Annotated in this window: 17 protein-coding genes; 9 read left to right on the top strand and 8 right to left on the bottom strand. The window is 30.3% G+C overall.

Annotated features, from left to right (window positions below):
* Positions 1 to 16: 16 nt before the first annotated feature.
* Positions 17 to 1,861, bottom strand: a complete 1,845-nt coding sequence (glmS, locus tag GGR97_RS10585) for a glutamine--fructose-6-phosphate transaminase (isomerizing) (RefSeq protein ID WP_167898491.1) — start codon at positions 1,859 to 1,861, stop codon at positions 17 to 19.
* A 6-nt stretch (positions 1,862 to 1,867) separates the two neighbouring features.
* On the bottom strand, positions 1,868 to 3,856 hold the full coding sequence (locus GGR97_RS10580; protein ID WP_167898490.1) for a DUF4954 family protein: 1,989 nt from the start codon (positions 3,854 to 3,856) through the stop codon (positions 1,868 to 1,870).
* Positions 3,857 to 4,072: 216 nt separating this feature from the next.
* Between GGR97_RS10580 and GGR97_RS10575 the strand changes: the two genes are divergently transcribed.
* From GGR97_RS10575 to GGR97_RS10565, 3 genes are read left to right on the top strand one after another with little or no spacing between them, the layout of a single operon-like run.
* Positions 4,073 to 4,972: a UDP-2,3-diacylglucosamine diphosphatase gene (locus GGR97_RS10575; RefSeq protein ID WP_167898489.1), complete on the top strand. Its 900-nt coding sequence runs from the start codon at positions 4,073 to 4,075 to the stop codon at positions 4,970 to 4,972.
* Positions 4,972 to 5,958 carry a glycosyltransferase family protein gene (locus GGR97_RS10570; protein ID WP_167898488.1) on the top strand — a complete coding sequence of 329 codons (987 nt, stop codon included), beginning with the start codon at positions 4,972 to 4,974 and terminating at the stop codon, positions 5,956 to 5,958. Before GGR97_RS10575 ends, GGR97_RS10570 begins: the two co-directional genes overlap by 1 nt.
* A gap of 42 nt (positions 5,959 to 6,000) precedes the next feature.
* The gene (locus GGR97_RS10565) at positions 6,001 to 6,363 is read left to right on the top strand and encodes a DUF1304 domain-containing protein (protein WP_167898487.1); all 363 of its coding nucleotides are present in this window, start codon (positions 6,001 to 6,003) and stop codon (positions 6,361 to 6,363) included.
* Position 6,364: 1 nt separating this feature from the next.
* On the opposite strand, the gene GGR97_RS10560 is transcribed toward GGR97_RS10565, so the two are convergent.
* A complete protein-coding gene (locus GGR97_RS10560; RefSeq protein WP_209272360.1) occupies positions 6,365 to 6,832 on the bottom strand; it encodes a tRNA (cytidine(34)-2'-O)-methyltransferase in 468 nt (155 codons plus the stop codon).
* Between the two features lie 401 nt (positions 6,833 to 7,233).
* Between GGR97_RS10560 and GGR97_RS10555 the strand changes: the two genes are divergently transcribed.
* A complete protein-coding gene (locus GGR97_RS10555; RefSeq protein WP_167898486.1) occupies positions 7,234 to 8,148 on the top strand; it encodes a Maf family protein in 915 nt (304 codons plus the stop codon).
* A gap of 78 nt (positions 8,149 to 8,226) precedes the next feature.
* Here GGR97_RS10555 and secA read toward each other — a convergent pair whose 3' ends face one another.
* The 4 genes from secA to GGR97_RS10535 all read right to left on the bottom strand — a co-directional run bounded on the left by secA (position 8,227) and on the right by GGR97_RS10535 (position 13,300).
* Positions 8,227 to 11,580, bottom strand: coding sequence for a preprotein translocase subunit SecA (secA, locus tag GGR97_RS10550; protein WP_167898485.1), 3,354 nt, complete (start codon positions 11,578 to 11,580; stop codon positions 8,227 to 8,229).
* 81 nt (positions 11,581 to 11,661) lie between these two features.
* Entirely contained in the window at positions 11,662 to 11,883 is a 222-nt protein-coding gene (locus GGR97_RS10545; protein WP_068825177.1) for a DUF2795 domain-containing protein, read from the bottom strand.
* Between the two features lie 83 nt (positions 11,884 to 11,966).
* Entirely contained in the window at positions 11,967 to 12,536 is a 570-nt protein-coding gene (locus GGR97_RS10540; RefSeq protein WP_167898484.1) for a cob(I)yrinic acid a,c-diamide adenosyltransferase, read from the bottom strand.
* Between the two features lie 2 nt (positions 12,537 to 12,538).
* Positions 12,539 to 13,300 (bottom strand): O-methyltransferase, encoded by a 762-nt coding sequence (locus GGR97_RS10535; RefSeq protein ID WP_167898483.1) that lies wholly within the window; start codon positions 13,298 to 13,300, stop codon positions 12,539 to 12,541.
* 96 nt (positions 13,301 to 13,396) lie between these two features.
* Here GGR97_RS10535 and GGR97_RS10530 point away from each other — a divergent pair, with 96 nt between their 5' ends.
* The 3 genes from GGR97_RS10530 to GGR97_RS10520 are packed head-to-tail and all read left to right on the top strand — an operon-like array spanning position 13,397 to position 16,959.
* Positions 13,397 to 14,176 (top strand): polysaccharide biosynthesis/export family protein, encoded by a 780-nt coding sequence (locus GGR97_RS10530; protein WP_167898482.1) that lies wholly within the window; start codon positions 13,397 to 13,399, stop codon positions 14,174 to 14,176.
* A gap of 6 nt (positions 14,177 to 14,182) precedes the next feature.
* Positions 14,183 to 16,660, top strand: coding sequence for an exopolysaccharide transport family protein (locus GGR97_RS10525; RefSeq protein WP_167898481.1), 2,478 nt, complete (start codon positions 14,183 to 14,185; stop codon positions 16,658 to 16,660).
* 2 nt (positions 16,661 to 16,662) lie between these two features.
* Positions 16,663 to 16,959, top strand: a complete 297-nt coding sequence (locus GGR97_RS10520) for an FtsB family cell division protein (protein WP_167898480.1) — start codon at positions 16,663 to 16,665, stop codon at positions 16,957 to 16,959.
* Positions 16,960 to 17,016: 57 nt separating this feature from the next.
* Here GGR97_RS10520 and GGR97_RS10515 read toward each other — a convergent pair whose 3' ends face one another.
* Positions 17,017 to 18,186 (bottom strand): THUMP domain-containing class I SAM-dependent RNA methyltransferase, encoded by a 1,170-nt coding sequence (locus GGR97_RS10515; protein ID WP_167898479.1) that lies wholly within the window; start codon positions 18,184 to 18,186, stop codon positions 17,017 to 17,019.
* A gap of 102 nt (positions 18,187 to 18,288) precedes the next feature.
* Here GGR97_RS10515 and GGR97_RS10510 point away from each other — a divergent pair, with 102 nt between their 5' ends.
* Both GGR97_RS10510 and GGR97_RS10505 read left to right on the top strand, forming a co-directional pair.
* On the top strand, positions 18,289 to 19,020 hold the full coding sequence (locus GGR97_RS10510) for a class I SAM-dependent methyltransferase (RefSeq protein ID WP_167898478.1): 732 nt from the start codon (positions 18,289 to 18,291) through the stop codon (positions 19,018 to 19,020).
* Positions 19,017 to 19,724 (top strand): ZIP family metal transporter, encoded by a 708-nt coding sequence (locus tag GGR97_RS10505; RefSeq protein WP_167898477.1) that lies wholly within the window; start codon positions 19,017 to 19,019, stop codon positions 19,722 to 19,724. The genes GGR97_RS10510 and GGR97_RS10505 overlap by 4 nt, the downstream gene beginning before the upstream one ends.
* Positions 19,725 to 19,790 lie beyond the last annotated feature (66 nt).

Here is a 19,790-nt window from a genome sequence, read left to right as displayed (position 1 = left end):
GATTTTATTTTTGTTACTATTCTACCGTAACAGATTTTGCTAAATTTCTTGGTTGATCTACATTACATCCTTTTAAAACAGCTACGTGGTAAGAAAACAATTGTAACGGAATTACAGCCACTATTGGTTGTAACATATCAGAAACTCTTGGTACTTTAAATACATAATCCGCAGTATCAATCATTTCATTATCATCATCGTTTACAACGGCAATAATTGGTCCTTTTCTAGCTTTTACTTCTTGAGCATTCGAAACTAATTTATCGTAGTACTCATTATTTGTAGCAATAATTACTGTTGGTAAAGACTCCTCAATCATAGCAATAGGACCGTGCTTCATTTCTGCTGCTGGATACCCTTCTGCATGTATGTAAGAAATTTCTTTTAATTTTAAAGCTCCTTCTAAAGCTATTGGAAAATTAATCCCTCTACCTAAAAACAAGAAACTTGTAGTCTCTGTATAATTTTTAGCTACTGTTTTAATATGATCATCTGTAGCAAATATTTGATTGACAACAGAAGGTATTGTTTTAATTTCTTTTACCAAAGCATTCGCTTTTTCTTGAGAAATTTCATTTCTTTCTAAACCTAACTGGATTGCCAATAAAGAAACTACCGCCACTTGTGCTGTAAACGCTTTTGTTGATGCAACTCCTATTTCTGCACCCGCATATGTATAAGCTGTAAAATCACACTCTCTAGCCATAGAAGAATTAAATACGTTACAAATACAGAACGTAGTTGCTCCTTGTGCTTTAGAGTAACGTAAAGCTGCTAAAGTATCTGCTGTTTCTCCGGATTGAGAAATAGCCATAACAATATCATCTTTAGTAATAATTGGATTTCTATATCTAAATTCTGATGCATACTCTACCTCTACAGGTATTCTTGCCAATTCTTCAATAATATATTCCCCTACAATTCCAGCATGCCAAGAAGTACCACAAGACACAATAATAATTCTGCTTGCTTTTACCAATTTATCTTTTAATTCATCTAAATTTTCAAAATGAATATTAGCGTTCTCTGTGTTTAAGTGACTAAATAAAGTGTTTTTTATTGTTGAGGGTTGTTCAAAAATTTCTTTTAACATGTAATGCTCATAATCCCCCTTACTGACCTTATCTAGGTTTAAATCTAAGTTTTTTACTTTATATGATTTTTCTACACCATAGATATCGGTAACTTTCATTTTTTTACCTCTTTCTAAAACAACAATTTCATCATCATTTAAGTACACTAAAGATTGTGTGTACTCAATAATAGGAATTGCATCAGAAGCTACATAAAACTCATCATTTGTTTCTGTTAAACCTATAGCTAATGGACTACCTTTTCTGGTAACCACCATTTTACTTGGCTCTTTTTTATCTATCACAGCCAAAGCATAAGCTCCGTTTACATTTTGCAATGCTTTTTTAACTGCATCTTCTATATTTAATTTTTCTTTGTCTTGTACAAACTGAATGTAGTTAACTAAAACTTCTGTATCTGTTTGTCCTAAAAAAGAAAATCCATGATCTAACAACTCATCTTTTAAAAACTTGTAGTTTTCAATAATCCCATTGTGCACAATAACAATTTCATCGTTATTAGATTTATGAGGATGTGCGTTTTCTTGGGTAGGTTCTCCATGAGTTGCCCAACGAGTATGCGCAATTCCCATAGTAAGTCCTTCTACCTTTTCATCAATACTTTCTTCTAGGTTTACAACTTTACCTGGTTGTTTATAAACTAAAATATCTTTATCTAAAACAGCAATTCCTGCACTGTCATACCCACGGTATTCCAATTTTTTTAATCCCTCAACTAAAACAGTAGCTGCCTTTTTAGCTCCTATATACCCTACAATTCCACACATAAGCTTTTATTTAATCTCTTTAATTTGTGCTATTATTTTATCACCTAACTTTTCTTTTCTCTCTATGTGATTTAAAATTTCTACAACAGTAGAATTATTTTCAAAAACACCTCTTACACTCTTAAAATCTGCTAATCTTTCTTCTTCATTTCCATCTGCTCCAAAACTTACATGTGTATGTAATGCAAATTCTTTACTAGCATCTTTATAAAGCATTTTGTCTAGCTCTACAACCGATTTTTTCCATTTTTCTACAATACAAACAAATTCATCTTTAGTTATTGTACTTATTTTAATTCTATAATACGTTTCTAACAAATCAACAGCCCAGTTCCATTCGTAATCATAATAATTATCATTAATTACATTTAGTTCTTCTATAACATCATTAATTGTATTTACCTCTAATCTTTCTACTTTATCCACAAAAAGATTTAAAGCTGAAATAGGGCATAACAAACCGCTAACATCTATCCATTTACCTTGCCCAATTGTAGATTTGGGTTTTAATATATTTCGTAAATCATCAATAGTGTCAATCTTTTCATTTTCTACCCTACTAATAATTGAATTTCCTAAAAACTTGTTTATTACCGTATTGTACATTCTAATTCCGCTGTGTAAACTTGATTTTTTAATCACCATATCACGGTAATTATACTCCTCTAGTTTATCTCCAGAAATTTCTAAAATATCATACAAATGCTTTAACCCTTTTGTTGCTTTATGAATGGTATAAGGACTTAATAAGTTAAAGTTGATAATATCCATTCTATTATCCGTTGCTCTATTATCTCGTTTTGGCCATTTCTGAGCATCACGGACTGTACCTACGCTTTTTAAATTAGCTCCCGGAACTAAATATGATTTGTTTTTATCTTCTATTAGGTAAGAAAACGGAAATTCTGAAGAATCTACATGTTGATAATGCCTCCCCATAACCAAGGTAAAAGGTCCTATTTTAGACGGCCATAGCACATAAGAATCACTTGTTGTTTTAGCACCACGCTCCATAATTCCTTGATGAATTGGTCCTAATTTATACATATGATTACTTTGGTTAGAACCACTACCTGCATTCATAAACGAAAATAAACTAGCAATTAACAATGTAGATTTATGATGTGTAACCGTATAAGGTCCTGCAAATACAGAACAAGCCTCTCCGTTAAAACCTTGACAATTGGCAAAAAATATTGAATGTTCTATAGAGTAATGCTTATCTATTTGACAACCTTGACCAATAAAACAATTAGATAATATTGAAGAATTATCTACACTAGAATCGCTAGATATAATAAAATTGGTAGCCATTACCCCAGTACCAATATATACTTTAGATGTATTGGTAGAATTAATAGATCCGTTGATTAATTTTGATACAGATTTAATAGAAGCTCCATCTCCAATACAAACATCTTTAATTGTATTTGTATTTAATATTTTAACATCATCACCTATTTTACCTACGGTTGCTGTAATAGAGCTTGTATACTTCTCTATCATTCTTTTTAACTCATCAATTAAAACTGTTTTGTGTCTGTACAGTGCTAACAAATAAGCTACTTGAGCAGATAACTGATTAAAAATAGGAATATCTCTACCACCACCTTCATTAATTACATCTACACTAACTCCGTTTCCAAAGCTAGACTCTCCATTAACAGCAATAATATCAACATTATCTATTAATACATTGTTCCCTATTTCATAGTTAGCTATGTAACTTTTTACATTATTTATAAAAGGATTATCTCCAATTTTACAGTTATGCAGGTGTACATCTTTTATAGCGTTTTTCTTTACAATACCTCCATAAAACTCTCTATCACCATTAATATCAGATATATATATATTTCCCGAAAACTCTACATTACTAATTCTTGATAAATCAGTAGTATCTTTTATATATAGTTGATTCCAATTTTCTGAATTACAACCTTGAGATTGCAACAATTTAATCTCCTCTGAACTTATAAGTCTATGTTTTCCCAAATTTTGCTTTCTTAGTATTCCAAATATATGAAATATAATAGGGATTCATTTTATTTCACTTCATAATTACAATACGTTTTTTAACAGTTAAACCAACGTTCTACTTTACATGCTCTTAACACATAACCTATACAAAATGTAGTATATAATAACCTTTAGTTAAATTGGCTTTAACAATCTTAGCATACGTTTGTAGGATTAAAATCATTATATTTTATGCCTACATCAAAAAAGAAACAAAAAAGAAAAGTAGATGTCGTAGTTGTTTCTGACATACACCTAGGTACCTATGGATCTAGAGCTAAAGAGTTGTTAAACTATTTAAAAACTATTGAGCCAAAAAAGTTAATTCTTAACGGAGATATTATAGATATCTGGCAGTTTAAAAAAAGGTATTTTCCAAAACCACATATGAAAGTAATAAAATACATTACCTCTTTGGTTACAAAAGGAACGGAGGTGTATTACATTACAGGAAATCACGATGAAATGCTTCGTAAATTTGTAGGTTTTGAAATAGGAAATTTTCAGTTAGTTAACAAATTAGTACTTGAATTAGATGGTAAAAAAGCTTGGTTTTTTCATGGAGATGTTTTTGATGTAACCATGCAACACTCTAAGTGGTTAGCTAAACTTGGTGGAGTGGGTTACGACTTGCTTATTATGATTAACACCCTTACCAATTGGGTAAGCGAAAAAATACTAGGCAGAGGTCGTATTTCTTTTTCTAAAAAAATTAAAAACAGCGTAAAATCTGCCGTAAAACACATCAATAATTTTGAAGACACGGCTGCTGATATTGCTTTTTTAAATGAATATGACTATGTGATTTGTGGACATATTCATCAACCTCAACACAGAGTTATTACTAAAAACAACCAATCTATTGAGTATTTAAATTCTGGAGATTGGATTGAAAACTTAACCGCTTTAGAATACAACAACAAAGAGTGGTCTATTTATCATTATCAAGAAGATCAAATTGCTCAAAAACTAAAGCCGACTGATCATGATTTAGAAAATGATTTAGGAAAAGCCGATTTAAAAAACAAAGATTTATTTCAAGAACTGATTAAAGAAATGAATGTTATTAGTGCTAAAACTCTTAAGAATTAATGAAAGTTTTATATGCAATTCAAGGAACGGGTAACGGACATTTAAGTAGGGCAAGAGACATTGTACCTTTGCTACAACAAAAAGTAAATCTTGATATTTTAGTTAGTGGAGTTCAGGCAGATGTTAAACTTCCTTTTCCTATCAAATATCAACTCCAAGGACTTAGTTTTATTTTTGGAAAAAGAGGTGGTGTAGACTTATGGAAAACTATAAAAAACTCCGACCTTAAACTCTTTAGAAAAGAAATGAACAAAATTAATATTACTCAATATGATTTGGTAATTAATGATTTTGAACCTCTTTCTGCTTGGGCAGCCAAACTAAACAAGATTCCTTGTGTTTCTATGAGTCATCAGGCTGCTGTAAACGCAAAAGAAAGCCCTAAATCTAAAAAAAGAGATGTAATTGGAGAGCGTATACTAAAACGCTATGCTCCTACCGATACTTATTTTGGATTTCATTTTGAAAAATACAATTCACAAATTTTTACTCCTGTAATCCGCAAAGAAATAAGAGACTTAAAACCAATTAATGGAAATCATTATACGGTTTATTTACCTGCTTATGGAGATGAGAAATTGATTGAGTTTTTTAGTAATTTTAAAGATACTGTTTGGCATATTTTTTCTAAACACACTCAAAAATCATATTATCACAAAAACATGTTTATAGAACCTGTTAACAACCAAGCTTTTATTAATAGTTTTGAGACTTGTAAAGGTATTATTTGTGGTGCTGGTTTTGAAACTCCTGCAGAAGCTTTGTACTTACGAAAAAAATTACTGGTTGTTCCTATGAAAAATCAATACGAACAACAATGCAATGCAGCTGCTTTAAAAACCTTTGGAGTTCCTATTATTAAAAAATTAAAAACCAAATACATACAAATAGTGCATGAATGGATTGTAGAAGAACAATATATTCCTGTTGATTACTCTGATGAAACTGAAATGATTATAGATAAAATTTTAAAGAATTATTCTTAAGTCTAAATTTTATGTACTTTTAATAATTCCTAAAAAAGAATTATGAGCATCATTTCAAACATCTTAATAGCCTTTATTGCTATAGAGCATTTATATATTTTATATTTTGAAATGTTTGCATGGGAAACTATCGGAAAAAAAACTTTTACAACATTACCCAAAAACTTATTTACTCCTACCAAAGCAATGGCAGCAAACCAAGGTTTGTACAATGGCTTTTTAGCTGCTGGTTTAATTTGGTCTTTGCTAATACCTAGTCAAGAATGGTCTATTAATATTAGTGTTTTCTTTTTGAGTTGTGTAGTTATTGCCGGAATTTATGGAGGACTTACCGTCAGTAAAAAAATATTTATAACTCAGGCAGTACCTGCTATTCTAGCTTTAGTATTTGTTTTACTTCAATAAACTAAGATTCTAATTGTCTAATAGATTCTCCTAAAACCATTGCTACGGCATTTCCTAAATTAAAACTTCGGATAGGTCCAGGAAAAGGAATGGTTCTTAATCCTGTTTTAAATTGCTCTTGAATTTCAGAAGACAGCCCTTCTGCCTCTTTTCCAAAAATTAACCAATCACCTTGTTTAAAACTAGTTTGATAAATGGATATTGATGCTCTAGCTGATAATAAAAACATACGGTCTTTATTAGGAATTATTTTTAACAAATCTTCAAAAGATTCATGAATGGTTAGATCTAAATCTTTCCAATAATCTAAACCTGCTCTTTTTACTTTGGTATCCGTAATTTCAAAACCTAAAGGTTTTACCAAATGTAATTTAGCATTACATCCTACACACAAACGACCAATATTCCCAGTATTGTTTGGTATTTGAGGATACACCAATACTACATTTAAAAAAGTGTTTTTTATCAAAAGTTTTTTTTTAGAAGAACAAAACTAAACATTTCTATAGACAATTATTTAATTCGTATATATTTCTTCTTAAGCAAAAAAAATGGTTAAGTAGAAAATCAACATCTAACTATAAAAAGCAACTCGTTGTTCCTATAAAAAATCAACACAAACAACAATGCAATCTAGCTGCTTTAAAAACCTTTAGAGTTCACATTATTAAAACACTATTCTGTTTTTATAAGATACATGATTAGAACAAATGATTAATTTAATCGTTAAAACAAGTCTAAAACTAGCCATTAGTTACCCTTACAACAACAACCTTAACCAAAGTTATTGAATTTGACCTATCTAATGAATCATAGAGACAACAAGCATTATGTGAAAAAATTTACATTTGAGCTACTAAAAAAAAATCTATGAAAAAAATTGCTTATTTATTCGCAACAGCATTGCTGTGTGTTGTATTCTCATGCTCTGAGGATACTCAAATTGAAGAAAACCCTGAGGAAACTCTATTGGTAACAACTGAAGAAATTAAAGTTAACACTATACTTCTAAACAAAAACGAACTATTTGTTAAAGATGTAGCTACTTTAGACATTAATACTAACAATGTAGATGTTATCGAAGTAAAAAGTACTGCTTCTGCATTATCTATTGTAAAAATTTCATCCACATCTTATCAAATTTCTTCTAATGAAGTTCTGTCTGCTCCCATTACTATTACACTTAAAAACAAAGCAGAAACAATTAACGAAGTTTTATCTATTAAATTCAACAAACACGGTACAGAAGACTTTCTTACGTTTGAAGGAATTACGTTAGATGATGACACTTCGGGCAGAATAAAACAACTACATGGAGAACCAGGACTTGTTTATAGTTATGAAACTAAAGAGACTGTAAATGGTATCACAACAACTTATTTATATGAAGATTGGTTTTATTTTGACAAAGGATTTGTCTTTTCTTTACTTGCAGGAACTAAAGGGGGAAACACAACCTTAAATGGTTGGATACATGAAGTATATATTTATATAGAACCTACTAATTTTAATCTTAATGGTACTATATACCCAATGGATCCATATTCTTATTTAGACAACTTAGGGCAGCTAAGTAGCAACAATAGCATTACAATGGATAAAGTGATTGAAATTTTTGGAACTCCCACAACAAAAAGCTCCTACAATAATGAAACCAGCTCTATTAGATATTATCAATATAGAGATCACCATGCTTTTAACAAAGCAGACGTTACTTTTCGTTTTAATTCAGATGATATAGAGAATTACCAAGGAAAAAACGTAAATAAAATTACTATTTGGTAATTCCTTATATTACCTTAATACATAAAAAAAACCGTCAATATTGACGGTTTTTTTTATGTAAAATATGTTAGCTATCTCTTAAGCCAATCCAGTTAACACCCACTTTCCTGTTTCTAACAACGGAATAGCTTGCTTAAACTTGGTTTCTTTTTTTTCTCCTGTTTGTATATTCTGAATAACCACTTTGTCGTTTCTACCAATTTTTGGTTGCTCTCTAACAATAGTTTCTTGTACAGGCTGTTGTGTTTGTGAATTCTGAACAGCTTGTCTGTTTGCTGCTTCTGATGAATTTAACACCTCTTGTTTAGATGTCTGAACATTTTGTTGTGCTTTTTGCTCTTTTGCTTCAGAAATTTCTTGATTACTTTCTGGTAACTCTCCTTTAAACAAGAAAGACAATACTTCTTTATTTACTTTCTCCAACATCTTTTTAAACAACTCATAAGCTTCAAACTTATAAATTAATAAAGGATCTTTTTGCTCGTAAGAGGCATTTTGTACCGATTGCTTTAAATCATCCATTTTACGTAAATGATCTTTCCACTCTTCATCAATAATTGCTAAGGTGATGTTTTTTTCAAAATCAGAAATTAACTCTGCTCCTTGCGTTTCGTATGATTTTTTTAAATCGGTAACTACTCTTAATGATTTTACTCCATCACTAAAAGGAACTACAATACGTTCGTATTTATCTCCTTCTGTTTCATATACATTTTTGATAATTGGGAAAGCAGATCCTGCATTTCTAGCCATTTTATCTTGATAGTGCTTCATCACTACCTCGTATAATTTATCAGATAATTCTTGAGGCAATGTGCTATTAAATTCTTCTTCGGTAAAAGGAGAACTCATAGATGTACTAACAATTAATTCAAACTCAAAGTTTTTATAATCGTTAATGGCTTTGTTATTATCAACAATAGATGCACATGCATCATAAATCATGTTAGAAATATCTACCTGTAAACGCTTTCCATCTAAAGCATGACGTCTACGTTTGTAAACTACCTCACGTTGAGAATTCATAATATCATCATACTCTAACAAACGCTTACGAATACCAAAGTTGTTTTCTTCTACTTTTTTCTGAGCTCTTTCAATAGATTTTGTAATCATAGAATGCTGAATCACTTCACCTTCTTCTAATCCCATTCTATCCATCATTTTGGCAATTCTATCAGAACCAAACAAACGCATTAAGTTATCTTCTAAAGACACGTAGAATTGAGAAGACCCCACATCTCCCTGACGACCAGCACGACCACGTAACTGACGGTCTACACGACGAGAATCGTGACGTTCTGTACCAATAATTGCTAAACCACCTGCTGCTTTTACTTCATCAGACAATTTAATATCGGTACCACGACCTGCCATGTTTGTTGCAATAGTTACAATTCCTGGTTTACCAGCTTCTGCAACAACATCTGCTTCTTTTTTATGCAATTTTGCGTTTAATACGTTGTGCTTAATTTTTCTGATAGATAACATTCTACCTAATAATTCAGAAATTTCTACCGATGTGGTACCTACCAAAACAGGTCTTCCTGCTTCTACTAATTTTACCACATCATCAATAACAGCATTGTACTTTTCTCTAGCTGTTTTATAGATTAAGTCTTCTTTATCTTCTCTAGCAATTGGTTTGTTTGTAGGAACTACTACTACATCCAATTCGTAAATTTGCCAAAACTCTCCTGCTTCTGTAATCGCTGTACCTGTCATACCAGATAGTTTACGATACATTCTAAAATAGTTTTGTAAAGTTACCGTTGCATAAGTTTGAGAAGCTGCTTCAATTTTCACATCTTCTTTAGCTTCAATTGCTTGATGTAAACCATCAGAATAACGACGACCATCCATGATACGTCCCGTTTGTTCATCAACAATTTTTACTTTGTTATCCATTACTACATACTCTACATCTTTTTCAAACAAAGTGTAGGCTTTTAGCAATTGGTTTAATGTGTGAATTCTTTCACTCTTAATACTAAAGTCTCTGTATAATTCTTCTTTTTGTTCAATTTTTTCTTCGTCAGAAATTTCAGAAGCTTCTATTTGACCAATTTTAACCCCAATATCTGGCAACACAAAAAAGTCTTCTTGTTGTTCTCCAGATAAGGCTGCAATTCCTTTTTCTGTTAACTCAATAGAGTTATTTTTCTCTTCAATAACAAAGTACAATTCTTCGTCAACCTTGTACATTTCTTTGTTATTATCTTGCATGTAGTGATTTTCAGTTTTTTGTAATAACTGCTTAATCCCTTCTTGCGATAAAAACTTAATTAAAGCTTTGTTTTTAGGCAAACCTCTGTATACTCTTAACAATTGGAATGCTCCTTCTTTGGTGTCTCCTTCTTTGATTAATTTTTTAGCATTGGCCAAAACACTTACCAAATATTGACTTTGTAATTTAACAATATCAGAAACCTTAGGTTTTAGTTCGTTAAATTCATGTCTATCTCCATCCTGAACTTGTCCTGAAATAATTAAAGGGGTACGAGCATCATCAATTAACACAGAATCCACCTCATCTACAATAGCGTAGTTTGGTTTGCGTTGTACCAAGTCTTCTTGTGTACTAGCCATGTTATCACGTAAATAATCAAAACCAAACTCATTGTTAGTTCCATACGTAATATCTGCATTGTAAGCCGCTCTTCTTTCTGGTGAGTTTGCTTGGTAATTATCTATACAATCAATTGTTAATCCGTGGAATTGAAAAATTGGTGCCATCCAAGCACTATCACGTTTTGCTAAGTAATCGTTTACGGTAACTACGTGTACTCCTTTTCCTGCTAATGCATTTAAGTAAATTGGTAAGGTTGCTACTAAGGTTTTTCCTTCCCCAGTCATCATTTCTGCAATTTTACCTTGATGTAATACAGAACCACCAATTAACTGAACATCATAATGAATCATGTTCCAAGTTACTTGTGTACCCGATGCATCCCAAGAGTTTTGCCAAACAGCTTTGTCTTCTCCAACTAACTGAACGTATTCTTTATTAGCAGATAGTTCTCTATCATAAGTAGTTGCAGTTACTTCTATTTGTGTATTTTCGGTAAACCTTTTAGCGGTTTCTTTAATTACAGCAAAAGCTTCTGCTTGAATGTCTTTTAATACTTTTTCCGAAGCTTCATAAGCTTGATCTTGTAAAGCATCTATTTGATTGTAAATAGCCTCTTTATCATCAACATTAGCTTCTTTTGCTTTGGTTTCTAAAGCTGTAATTTCATCTTCAATAGATTTTGTTGCTGTATTAATTAAGCTTTTAAACTCTACAGTTTTTGCTCTTAATTCGTCTATTGATAATTTTTGTAAAGCCGCTTCGTAAGCTCTTACTTCGGCTACTATAGGTTGTAGTAATTTTAAATCTTTTTGTTGTTTATCTCCAACAAAAACTTTCATTACTGAGTCTAATATCCCCATTTTATTTTATTGTTTATGTCTCAAATTTAAATAAAAAAAAAGCCTCTAATGAGACTTTTCTTTATTTAATTCTGCTGTAATTTAATATTCTTCTTCGTTCCAAAGATAATCCTCTTCAGTCGGATAATCAGGCCAAATTTCTACGATATCATCGTAGATTTCTCCTTCATCTTCTAAACTTTGCAAATTCTCTACAACTTCTAGTGGTGCTCCAGTTCTAATTGCAAAATCAATTAATTCATCTTTTGAAGCTGGCCAAGGTGCATCTGCTAAATAATTAGCTAATTCTAAAGTCCAATACATTTTTTTTCAAATTATAATTATTGCAAAAATAATTTTTTTATTAAAAAAGTCAAGTTTTTTTTAGTCTTTTAAAGAACTTATTTTTATTTGTTCGGAATCCACTTAATTTCATCCGCTTGTAATTGATTTGACAACATTCGTGCCAACACAAATAAGTAATCAGAAAGTCTATTTAAATAAGAAATAACCGCTGTATTGACAGGCTCATGCTCATTTAACAAGACACTAATTCTTTCTGCTCTTCTACAAATAGTTCTTGCCACGTGACAATGTGACACCGAGATATGTCCGCCTGGTAACACAAAATGTGTCATTTGTGGCAACGTATTATCTAATAAATCTATCTGTTTTTCCAATTCTTGTATTTCTTGATCGCCAAAAGCTGCGAATCCCAACCTACTTTTTCCGTTTTTTAGCGTTTCACTTTCTTGGGGTGTTGCTAAAAAAGCTCCTATTACAAATAATTCGTTCTGAATTTTAATAATAAAATCTTTGTGTTGTTGATTGATGTCTTGATCTCTAATTAAACCTAAGTAAGAATTTAGCTCATCTACAGTTCCATAAGCATCAATTCTAATATGAGATTTAGAAACTCTTTTTCCTCCAAACAAAGAAGTTTCTCCTTTGTCTCCTGTTTTTGTATAAATCTTCATATTTAGTATCTAATTTTAAAATGTTCTTTTACTTGCTCTCTTCTAAAAAATACCAATCCCCACTGAAAAATATCTACCGTAACTTTTACTTCTGGATGTTCTTTAATTTCTTGCCAAGCTTCTTTCATTCCTTGTGACCAATAAATATCATCAAAAATAAAAACAGTATCGTTGTGTTTGGCTTGTAAACACTTTTTAAAATAGGTTAGTGTTGCTTCTTTCTGATGATTTCCATCAAAATAAATTAAATCGTATTTTGTTTTTAAAACATCGGGTAACACCTTTTTAAAATCTCCTTGAATTAAATTTAATTGCGATTGATATTCTTTTAGTGCATTTTGGGCAATTTTTAAGGTTTCTGGACAACCTTCTATAGAAGTTATTTTTGCCTTTGGATTGTTTATTACTAAAGAAAAAGTTCCCGTTCCTAAAGAAGTACCTAACTCTAAAATTTCTTCACATTTTAAATAAGCAACTATCCTATTTAATAACAAAGCGTGTTTTGTAGAAATACTTGCGTTTTTAGCAATAGCACTTATTTTTCTACGATTACTTTTAAAGACTCTGGAGCCCGAACCTAAATCTGTAACATTTATAAAATTTTTATTTGCCTTTAATTTTTCTTTATAGCTACGTATTTTTGCTTGTATAGTACTAGGAGATTTTTTATAAAAACATTCTGTAACTAACTTATACACAAAGGGTGAGTGAACACCGTGCTCATTTGAAGAATTTATTATAAATTTAATGTAATCGTTTACCATAGTATTTCCTAAAAACGACTGTAAAAGTAAAGCAAATTAAAGTTAGAATCTCTAATTTATAATTTTATATTTGTTATTAAAGACATTTCTTACTCTATGAAAAATATTGTTATCGCCTTTATTACATTGATTTTATTCACTTCTTGCGTTAGTAATAAACGAACAACTTACCTACAGGGTAGTTTGTTAGAAAAAAAATACGATTTTCCTCATAAAACTTTTAAAACTCAAATTAACGACATTCTTTTAATTACCGTTAGTTCTAAAGATAAGGAGTTAACCGATTTTTTTAATTCATTAGGAAGTAGTAATTCTAGCCAAGGAAACGCATCCAACATAAATCCTTATTTTAGTGGTTATAGAATAGACATACACGGAAACATTAGATTACCTTATATTGGAGAAATGAATGTTCTTGGGTTTACGTTAAACGAAATTAGAACTAAAATTGAGAATGAATTAGCAAAATACCTTCAGAATACAGATACATATTTTGTAACAGTAAAAAATGCCGGAATTAAATATACCATTGTTGGAGAAATTGGAGCACCAGGAACCAATACTCTACAGTCTTACGAAGCGACTATTATTGATGCCATTGCTAGTTCTGGTGACATTACAGAATATGGAAATAGAACAAACATAGAGGTGATTAGACAAGAAGAAAATGGAGTTAAAAAACATATTATTGATTTGACTAATATTGAAAGCTTAAACTCTGATGTATTCTTATTAAAAAACAACGATATTATTAATATAAAGCCCATTCGTCAAAAACCTGTGGGAATTGGAACTACCGGTTTAAGTGTGTTTAACACCGTATTATCAACCTTTACCGTTGCTATTACCACCATTTTATTTATTAACTCTTTATAGTAATACATGGATTCTAAAAACCTAAAAAGCATTACTTCAGAATTTGGTTCTATAGACTTAAAAGGATACCTACTTAAAGTAGTTAGTTATTGGAAACTTTTTGTTTTATCAATTGTTATTTCTTTAGCATTTGCCAAGTACAAAAATATGATGAATACCAATAACTACAGTATTGGTACTCAAATTACCATTAACGAGAAGTCTAATCCTATGTTTTCTTCTAACACAAACATTTCTTTTAACTGGGGAGGTGCAAGTGATATGGTTGAATCTGTAAAGGCTGAATTTAAATCTAGAACTCACAATGAAAAGGTTGTGGAAAAACTTCAGTTCTACATTAACTATTTAGAAAAAGAAGAAATACTGTTTAAAAAAAGATTTAAAGATGTTTACGGATACACCCCTTTTGTTATTAACCTAAACAACAAAGAGAGTTATCAAATTCAAAATGATAAAATTGAAATTGTTTTTACCACACCTAACACCATTCAATTAACCTTAGACTTAGGAGAAGAAAGAACTGCTATTTCTACTTATAATTATTTTACACATACGGCTGCAGGAGTAAATCTTAAAAGCAATCGCTATCAAAAAACGTTTGACATTACAAAAAGTATTAAAACTCCTTTTTGTGAGTTTGACTTACACTTAGTAAACAATCCCGTTCTAAACAAAACTTACTACGTTAGTTTTAGTTCTTTTAATGGTACTGTTGGCCGTTACAGATCTATAAATATTAGTACAGCTGTAACAGGTACATCGCTTTTAAACCTAAGTATGCAAGGTGGAAACAAAAAACGATTGATTGATTATATTAACAAAACTGTTGAAGTTTTAGGGGAAGAAGAAAAGAAAGAAAAAATTACCTACGCTGTTAATACTAAAAACTTTATTGACTCTTTATTTGTGATAGAAACAAATAAACTAAACGATATTGAAGAGCAATTAATTAAATTTAAAACAGACAACTCCGTAAAACTTTCAAGCGAAGGAACAAGAGCCTACGATGAAATTTTAGATTACGAAAATCAACTAAAAGAAATTAAAGACAATACAGAATTGTTATTGCGTTTTAAAAACAATACGCTTAGTAATGATTTAGATATTAAAAACATTCCTCTTGCGGAAATTCAAAATGTAGGTTTACAAACAGAATTAACAGAATTGATCAATCAATTAATGTTAAAAGAGAAGTTGTTAAGCAACCACATTTACCCTTCACACCCTGATTTTATAGAATTAAATAATAAAATTCAACTATCTAAAGGAAATATAAAAAGTAGAATTAACTCTTTAATTGTTTTTAATACAGAAAAGTCTAAAAAAATAGAAAGACATATTACAGAAATTAAATACTCTATTAAAGATTTACCTCTTAAAGAACATCAATTACTTCAATTGGAAAAAGATTATGCTTTATCCGAAGGAAATTATAACATATTAAAACAAAAAAGTTACGATGCTGGTGCAGCAATTGCTGCCAATTCATCAAGCATAAAAGTAATAGACAATGCCAAAGATATTGGACAAGGTCCTTTGGCTAACAAATCTTCTTTTAACTATGTTGTAGCGGTGTTATTAGCGGTTATTTTACCTCTTATTTTTATAACAATTATAGAAGCTTTAGATGATAGCGTTTATACTGTAGAACAGTTAGAAAAACTATATAGAATTCCTGTTTTGGGTGTTATTGGTAAAAACAAAAGTAAATCAAACTTAGTTTTATTAGATGCTCCAAACTCATCTGTTGCAGAATCTTATAGAGCTATTAGATCTAACATTCCTTATTTATTTCACAAAGAAAACGTACGTAAAGACAATAAAACCATTTTATGTACCTCTTCTATTGGTGGAGAAGGTAAAACGGTTACCTCTATGAACATTGCTAGTTCTTATGCCTTAAGTGGTAAAAAAACTATTTTATTAGGTTTTGATTTAAGAAAACCTAAAATTCACAAAGACTTTAATTTAGAGAATAACGATATTGGATTGGTAGATTACATTATTGGAAATCTTAGTTTAGAAAAAGTAATTCAACCTACAGGAGTTCCTGGTTTGGATATTATTTTAACAGGTACTATTCCTCCAAATCCATCAGAATTAATTTTAAGTGATGCTACTAAAGAATTGTTTGCAGATCTTAAAATGTTATATGATTATGTTATTATTGATACTCCTCCTATTGGATTGGTTTCTGATGCTTTAGATTTAATGCAATTTTCTGATGCCAATATTTATGTAACCCGACAAGGATACACAAAAAAAGGAATGATGAAAATGATTGATCAGAAATACACTAATTACGAAGTAGTAAACATAGCTTTTGTATTAAATGATTTTGCACAATCTTCTAAATACGGTTACAGATATGGTTATGGTTACGGATATGGTTATGGATACGGTTCTTACGGTTATCATTCCGATGATAAAATAACCTTAAGACAACATATTAAAAATATTTTTACCAAGAAAAAACCTATTTAACAATGAAGTTAAACCTTCTTAAAAACAAAAAGATACTAACACCTATTGTTATTCTAGTGTTTGTTATATGGATGCTCTTTTTTGATGCCAACTCCTACTTATATCAATTAGAATATAATACAGAAATTAAAAAACTAGAAAATACTATTGAATTTTATCAGCAAGAAATTCAGAAAAACAGAAGTATTATGGATGAACTTTCTGTTCAAGAAAATTTAAATAATTACGCTAGAGAAAAATATCATTATAAGAAAAAAGACGAACACCTTTATCTTATAGAATACGATACTATAGATTAAAAAAAAGAGCTTTCAATAAAATTGAAAGCTCTTTTTTTTATGAGGAAATAATTTTATTTAATAATCATTCTTTTTGGCTTTTTTACTCCCTTCGTAAATTTCATATTTTACAAATTTACAATCTAAATCACTGTTCTTAATAGCTATTCTTCTGCTCGTCTTTAATCCCACGTGTTTTAAAGCTTCAAAATCAGAAGTAATAAACCAAGCAGATGAGTTGTGATAATGATGCTTTAAGGTATCTCCAATACTCTTGTAAAACCCTTCAATATCATCTAACTGTAACCTTTCACCATAAGGTGGGTTAAACAAAATAGTGGTAGGTCCGTGTACTTCTTTGCTTGAGTTAAAAAAGTTTACGTGATGTACTCCTATAAATTCCTCTAAATTTGCATTGGCAATATTTTCATTTGCTTTTCTAACCGCAGATGGAGCTTTATCAAAGCCCATAATTTTAAACTGAGGATCTCTAATTTTTTTCACTAATGAATCCTGAATCACAAAGAAAAGTTCTTCGTTAAAATCTTTCCATTTTTCAAAAGCAAATTCTTTTCTGTTAATGTTTGCAGGAATGTTACAAGCAATCATAGCTGCTTCTATTAAAATAGTTGCAGAACCACACATAGGATCTATAAAATTTTGATCTCCTTTGTATCCAGACAACAACACCAACCCAGCTGCTAAAACTTCGTTTATAGGTGCTAAATTTGTATTTAATCTATATCCTCTTTTGTGTAAAGAATCTCCAGAACTATCTAAAGAAACAGTAGCAACACCATTTCTGTCTACGTGTACATTTACTTTTAAATCTGGATGTTTTATATCTACATTAGGTCTAGATTCGTATCTAGCCATAAAATAATCTGCAATTGCATCTTTGGTTTTTAGCGCTAAATAATGTGTATTGTTTGTTAATCCGCTAAATTGATTAGTTCCTTTAGTAGCAAAAGTCCCAGAAACTGACAAATATTTTTCCCAACGAATCTTTAATAAATTCTTATAAAGTTCGTCTTCGTTTCTAATTTTAAATTTAATAATAGGCTTTAAAATTCTAATAGCAGTTCTAAGATATAAATTTGCTTTATACATAAACCCCTCGTCTCCAACAAACTCCACCATTCTAACACCTACTTTAACATCTTGTGCTCCTAACTCTTTTAATTCGTTAGACAACACTTCTTCTAAACCTTGTAAGGTGGTGGCTACCATTTTAAAATTACTACTCATAAACTTTTTAATTTTCTACAAAAGTAATTCTTTGTAATGTCTTTTGAATAAAACTACTAAAGAATAAATTAACTAAATTTGGCAACCTAGAAACAAAAGCACATGGAAGACACAAAAACTTGGTTTAGTGAATGGTTTAACACTACGTATTACCACACTTTATACAAAAACAGAGACAATGCGGAGGCTCAAAAATTTATTAAAAACTTAGTTACCTTTTTAAAACTTCCTATAGAAAACACAATTCTAGATTTGGCTTGTGGAAAAGGAAGACATTCTATTTTTTTAAATTCTTTAGGATACACAGTTATTGGTGCCGATTTATCTGAAAACAGTATAGAATATGCAAATCAGTTTGGAAACAGCAACTTAAAATTTATGGTTCAAGACATGCGTAAACCTTTTAACATTAAGGTAGATGCTATTTTTAATATGTTTACCAGTTTTGGTTATTTTGATGATGACAATGATGATATTAAAGTTTTAAAAAACATTGAAAATATGATTGCTACAAACGGAGTAGCTGTTATTGATTATATGAATGTAAACAAAGTGATTAAAAACCTTGTTAAAAGCGAAACTGTAACTAGAGACAATTTAGATTTTAAAATTAAAAGACATGTAACCAATGGCTTTATTACAAAAGATATTGACTTATCAGATCAGGGTAAAGAATATCATTTTCAGGAAAGAGTAAAAGCCATCGATTTAGAAAAATTCAAAAGCTATTGTACCCACGCAAATTTAAAAATTAACCATATATTTGGCGACTATAATTTATCGGAGTTTGATAGTGAAACTTCTGACAGACTTATCCTGATTTTAAGCAAATGATCTATATATACTTAATAAGTTCCGTTTTAATAAGTGTACTTTTTGTAAGCATTAGTCAACCTAAAAAAAAGTTTATTCAACTACTACTTTCTTTTAGTGGAGCCTATTTACTATCTATGACTATTAGTCATTTGTTACCCGAAACGTTTGGAATGTTAGATTCAGAACATCAACATGGTGCTTCCGAAACCGTAAATTCAAAACTAATTGGAGCTTTTATTCTGTTAGGAATTTTAATTCAATTAGTCTTAGAATCTTTTTCCAAAGGTGCAGAACACGGACACGTACATATACACGATAGTAAAAAACAATTTCCTTGGTTATTATTTGCTAGTTTATGTTTACACGCATTTTCCGAAGGAATCCCTTTAGGTTACGATAATAACCAGTCTTTTTTATGGGCTATTGTTATACATAAGATACCTGTAGGAATTGTACTAACCTCTTTTTTTATTAAACATGAATATGACTTACGCAAAGTCGCTTTTTTTATGACCGCTTTTGCCTTAATGAGTCCTTTAGGAAGCCTTTTGGCTTCACAAATTCATTTTTTCCAACATTATCAAAACTATATTACCGCCATTATTATTGGTATCTTCTTACATATTTCTACTGTTATTTTGTTTGAAAGCTCAGAGAATCATAAGTTTAGCTATCCCAAATTTATAGCCATTTTATTAGGAATGGGAATTGCTTTACTCTAGAAATAATAAAAAACCTTTTACTATTGTAAAAGGCTTTTTATTTCTTTAAAAAAAAATATAAAAATC

Origin of the sequence: Wenyingzhuangia aestuarii, assembly GCF_011927765.1 — a bacterium.
Lineage (GTDB): Bacteria > Bacteroidota > Bacteroidia > Flavobacteriales > Flavobacteriaceae > Wenyingzhuangia > Wenyingzhuangia aestuarii.
Note: the sequence above shows the minus strand (reverse complement) of the source record. Positions and strands in the feature narration are given on the sequence as shown.

Coding starts and splice junctions, on each gene's coding strand:
- glmS (WP_167898491.1), bottom strand. CDS start 1,861: ATGTGTGGAATTGTAGGGTATATAGGAGCTAAAAAGGCAGCTACTGTT.
- GGR97_RS10575 (WP_167898489.1), top strand. CDS start 4,073: ATGCCTACATCAAAAAAGAAACAAAAAAGAAAAGTAGATGTCGTAGTT.
- GGR97_RS10570 (WP_167898488.1), top strand. CDS start 4,972: ATGAAAGTTTTATATGCAATTCAAGGAACGGGTAACGGACATTTAAGT.
- GGR97_RS10565 (WP_167898487.1), top strand. CDS start 6,001: ATGAGCATCATTTCAAACATCTTAATAGCCTTTATTGCTATAGAGCAT.
- GGR97_RS10555 (WP_167898486.1), top strand. CDS start 7,234: ATGAAAAAAATTGCTTATTTATTCGCAACAGCATTGCTGTGTGTTGTA.
- secA (WP_167898485.1), bottom strand. CDS start 11,580: ATGGGGATATTAGACTCAGTAATGAAAGTTTTTGTTGGAGATAAACAA.
- GGR97_RS10545 (WP_068825177.1), bottom strand. CDS start 11,883: ATGTATTGGACTTTAGAATTAGCTAATTATTTAGCAGATGCACCTTGG.
- GGR97_RS10540 (WP_167898484.1), bottom strand. CDS start 12,536: ATGAAGATTTATACAAAAACAGGAGACAAAGGAGAAACTTCTTTGTTT.
- GGR97_RS10535 (WP_167898483.1), bottom strand. CDS start 13,300: ATGGTAAACGATTACATTAAATTTATAATAAATTCTTCAAATGAGCAC.
- GGR97_RS10530 (WP_167898482.1), top strand. CDS start 13,397: ATGAAAAATATTGTTATCGCCTTTATTACATTGATTTTATTCACTTCT.
- GGR97_RS10525 (WP_167898481.1), top strand. CDS start 14,183: ATGGATTCTAAAAACCTAAAAAGCATTACTTCAGAATTTGGTTCTATA.
- GGR97_RS10520 (WP_167898480.1), top strand. CDS start 16,663: ATGAAGTTAAACCTTCTTAAAAACAAAAAGATACTAACACCTATTGTT.
- GGR97_RS10515 (WP_167898479.1), bottom strand. CDS start 18,186: ATGAGTAGTAATTTTAAAATGGTAGCCACCACCTTACAAGGTTTAGAA.
- GGR97_RS10510 (WP_167898478.1), top strand. CDS start 18,289: ATGGAAGACACAAAAACTTGGTTTAGTGAATGGTTTAACACTACGTAT.
- GGR97_RS10505 (WP_167898477.1), top strand. CDS start 19,017: ATGATCTATATATACTTAATAAGTTCCGTTTTAATAAGTGTACTTTTT.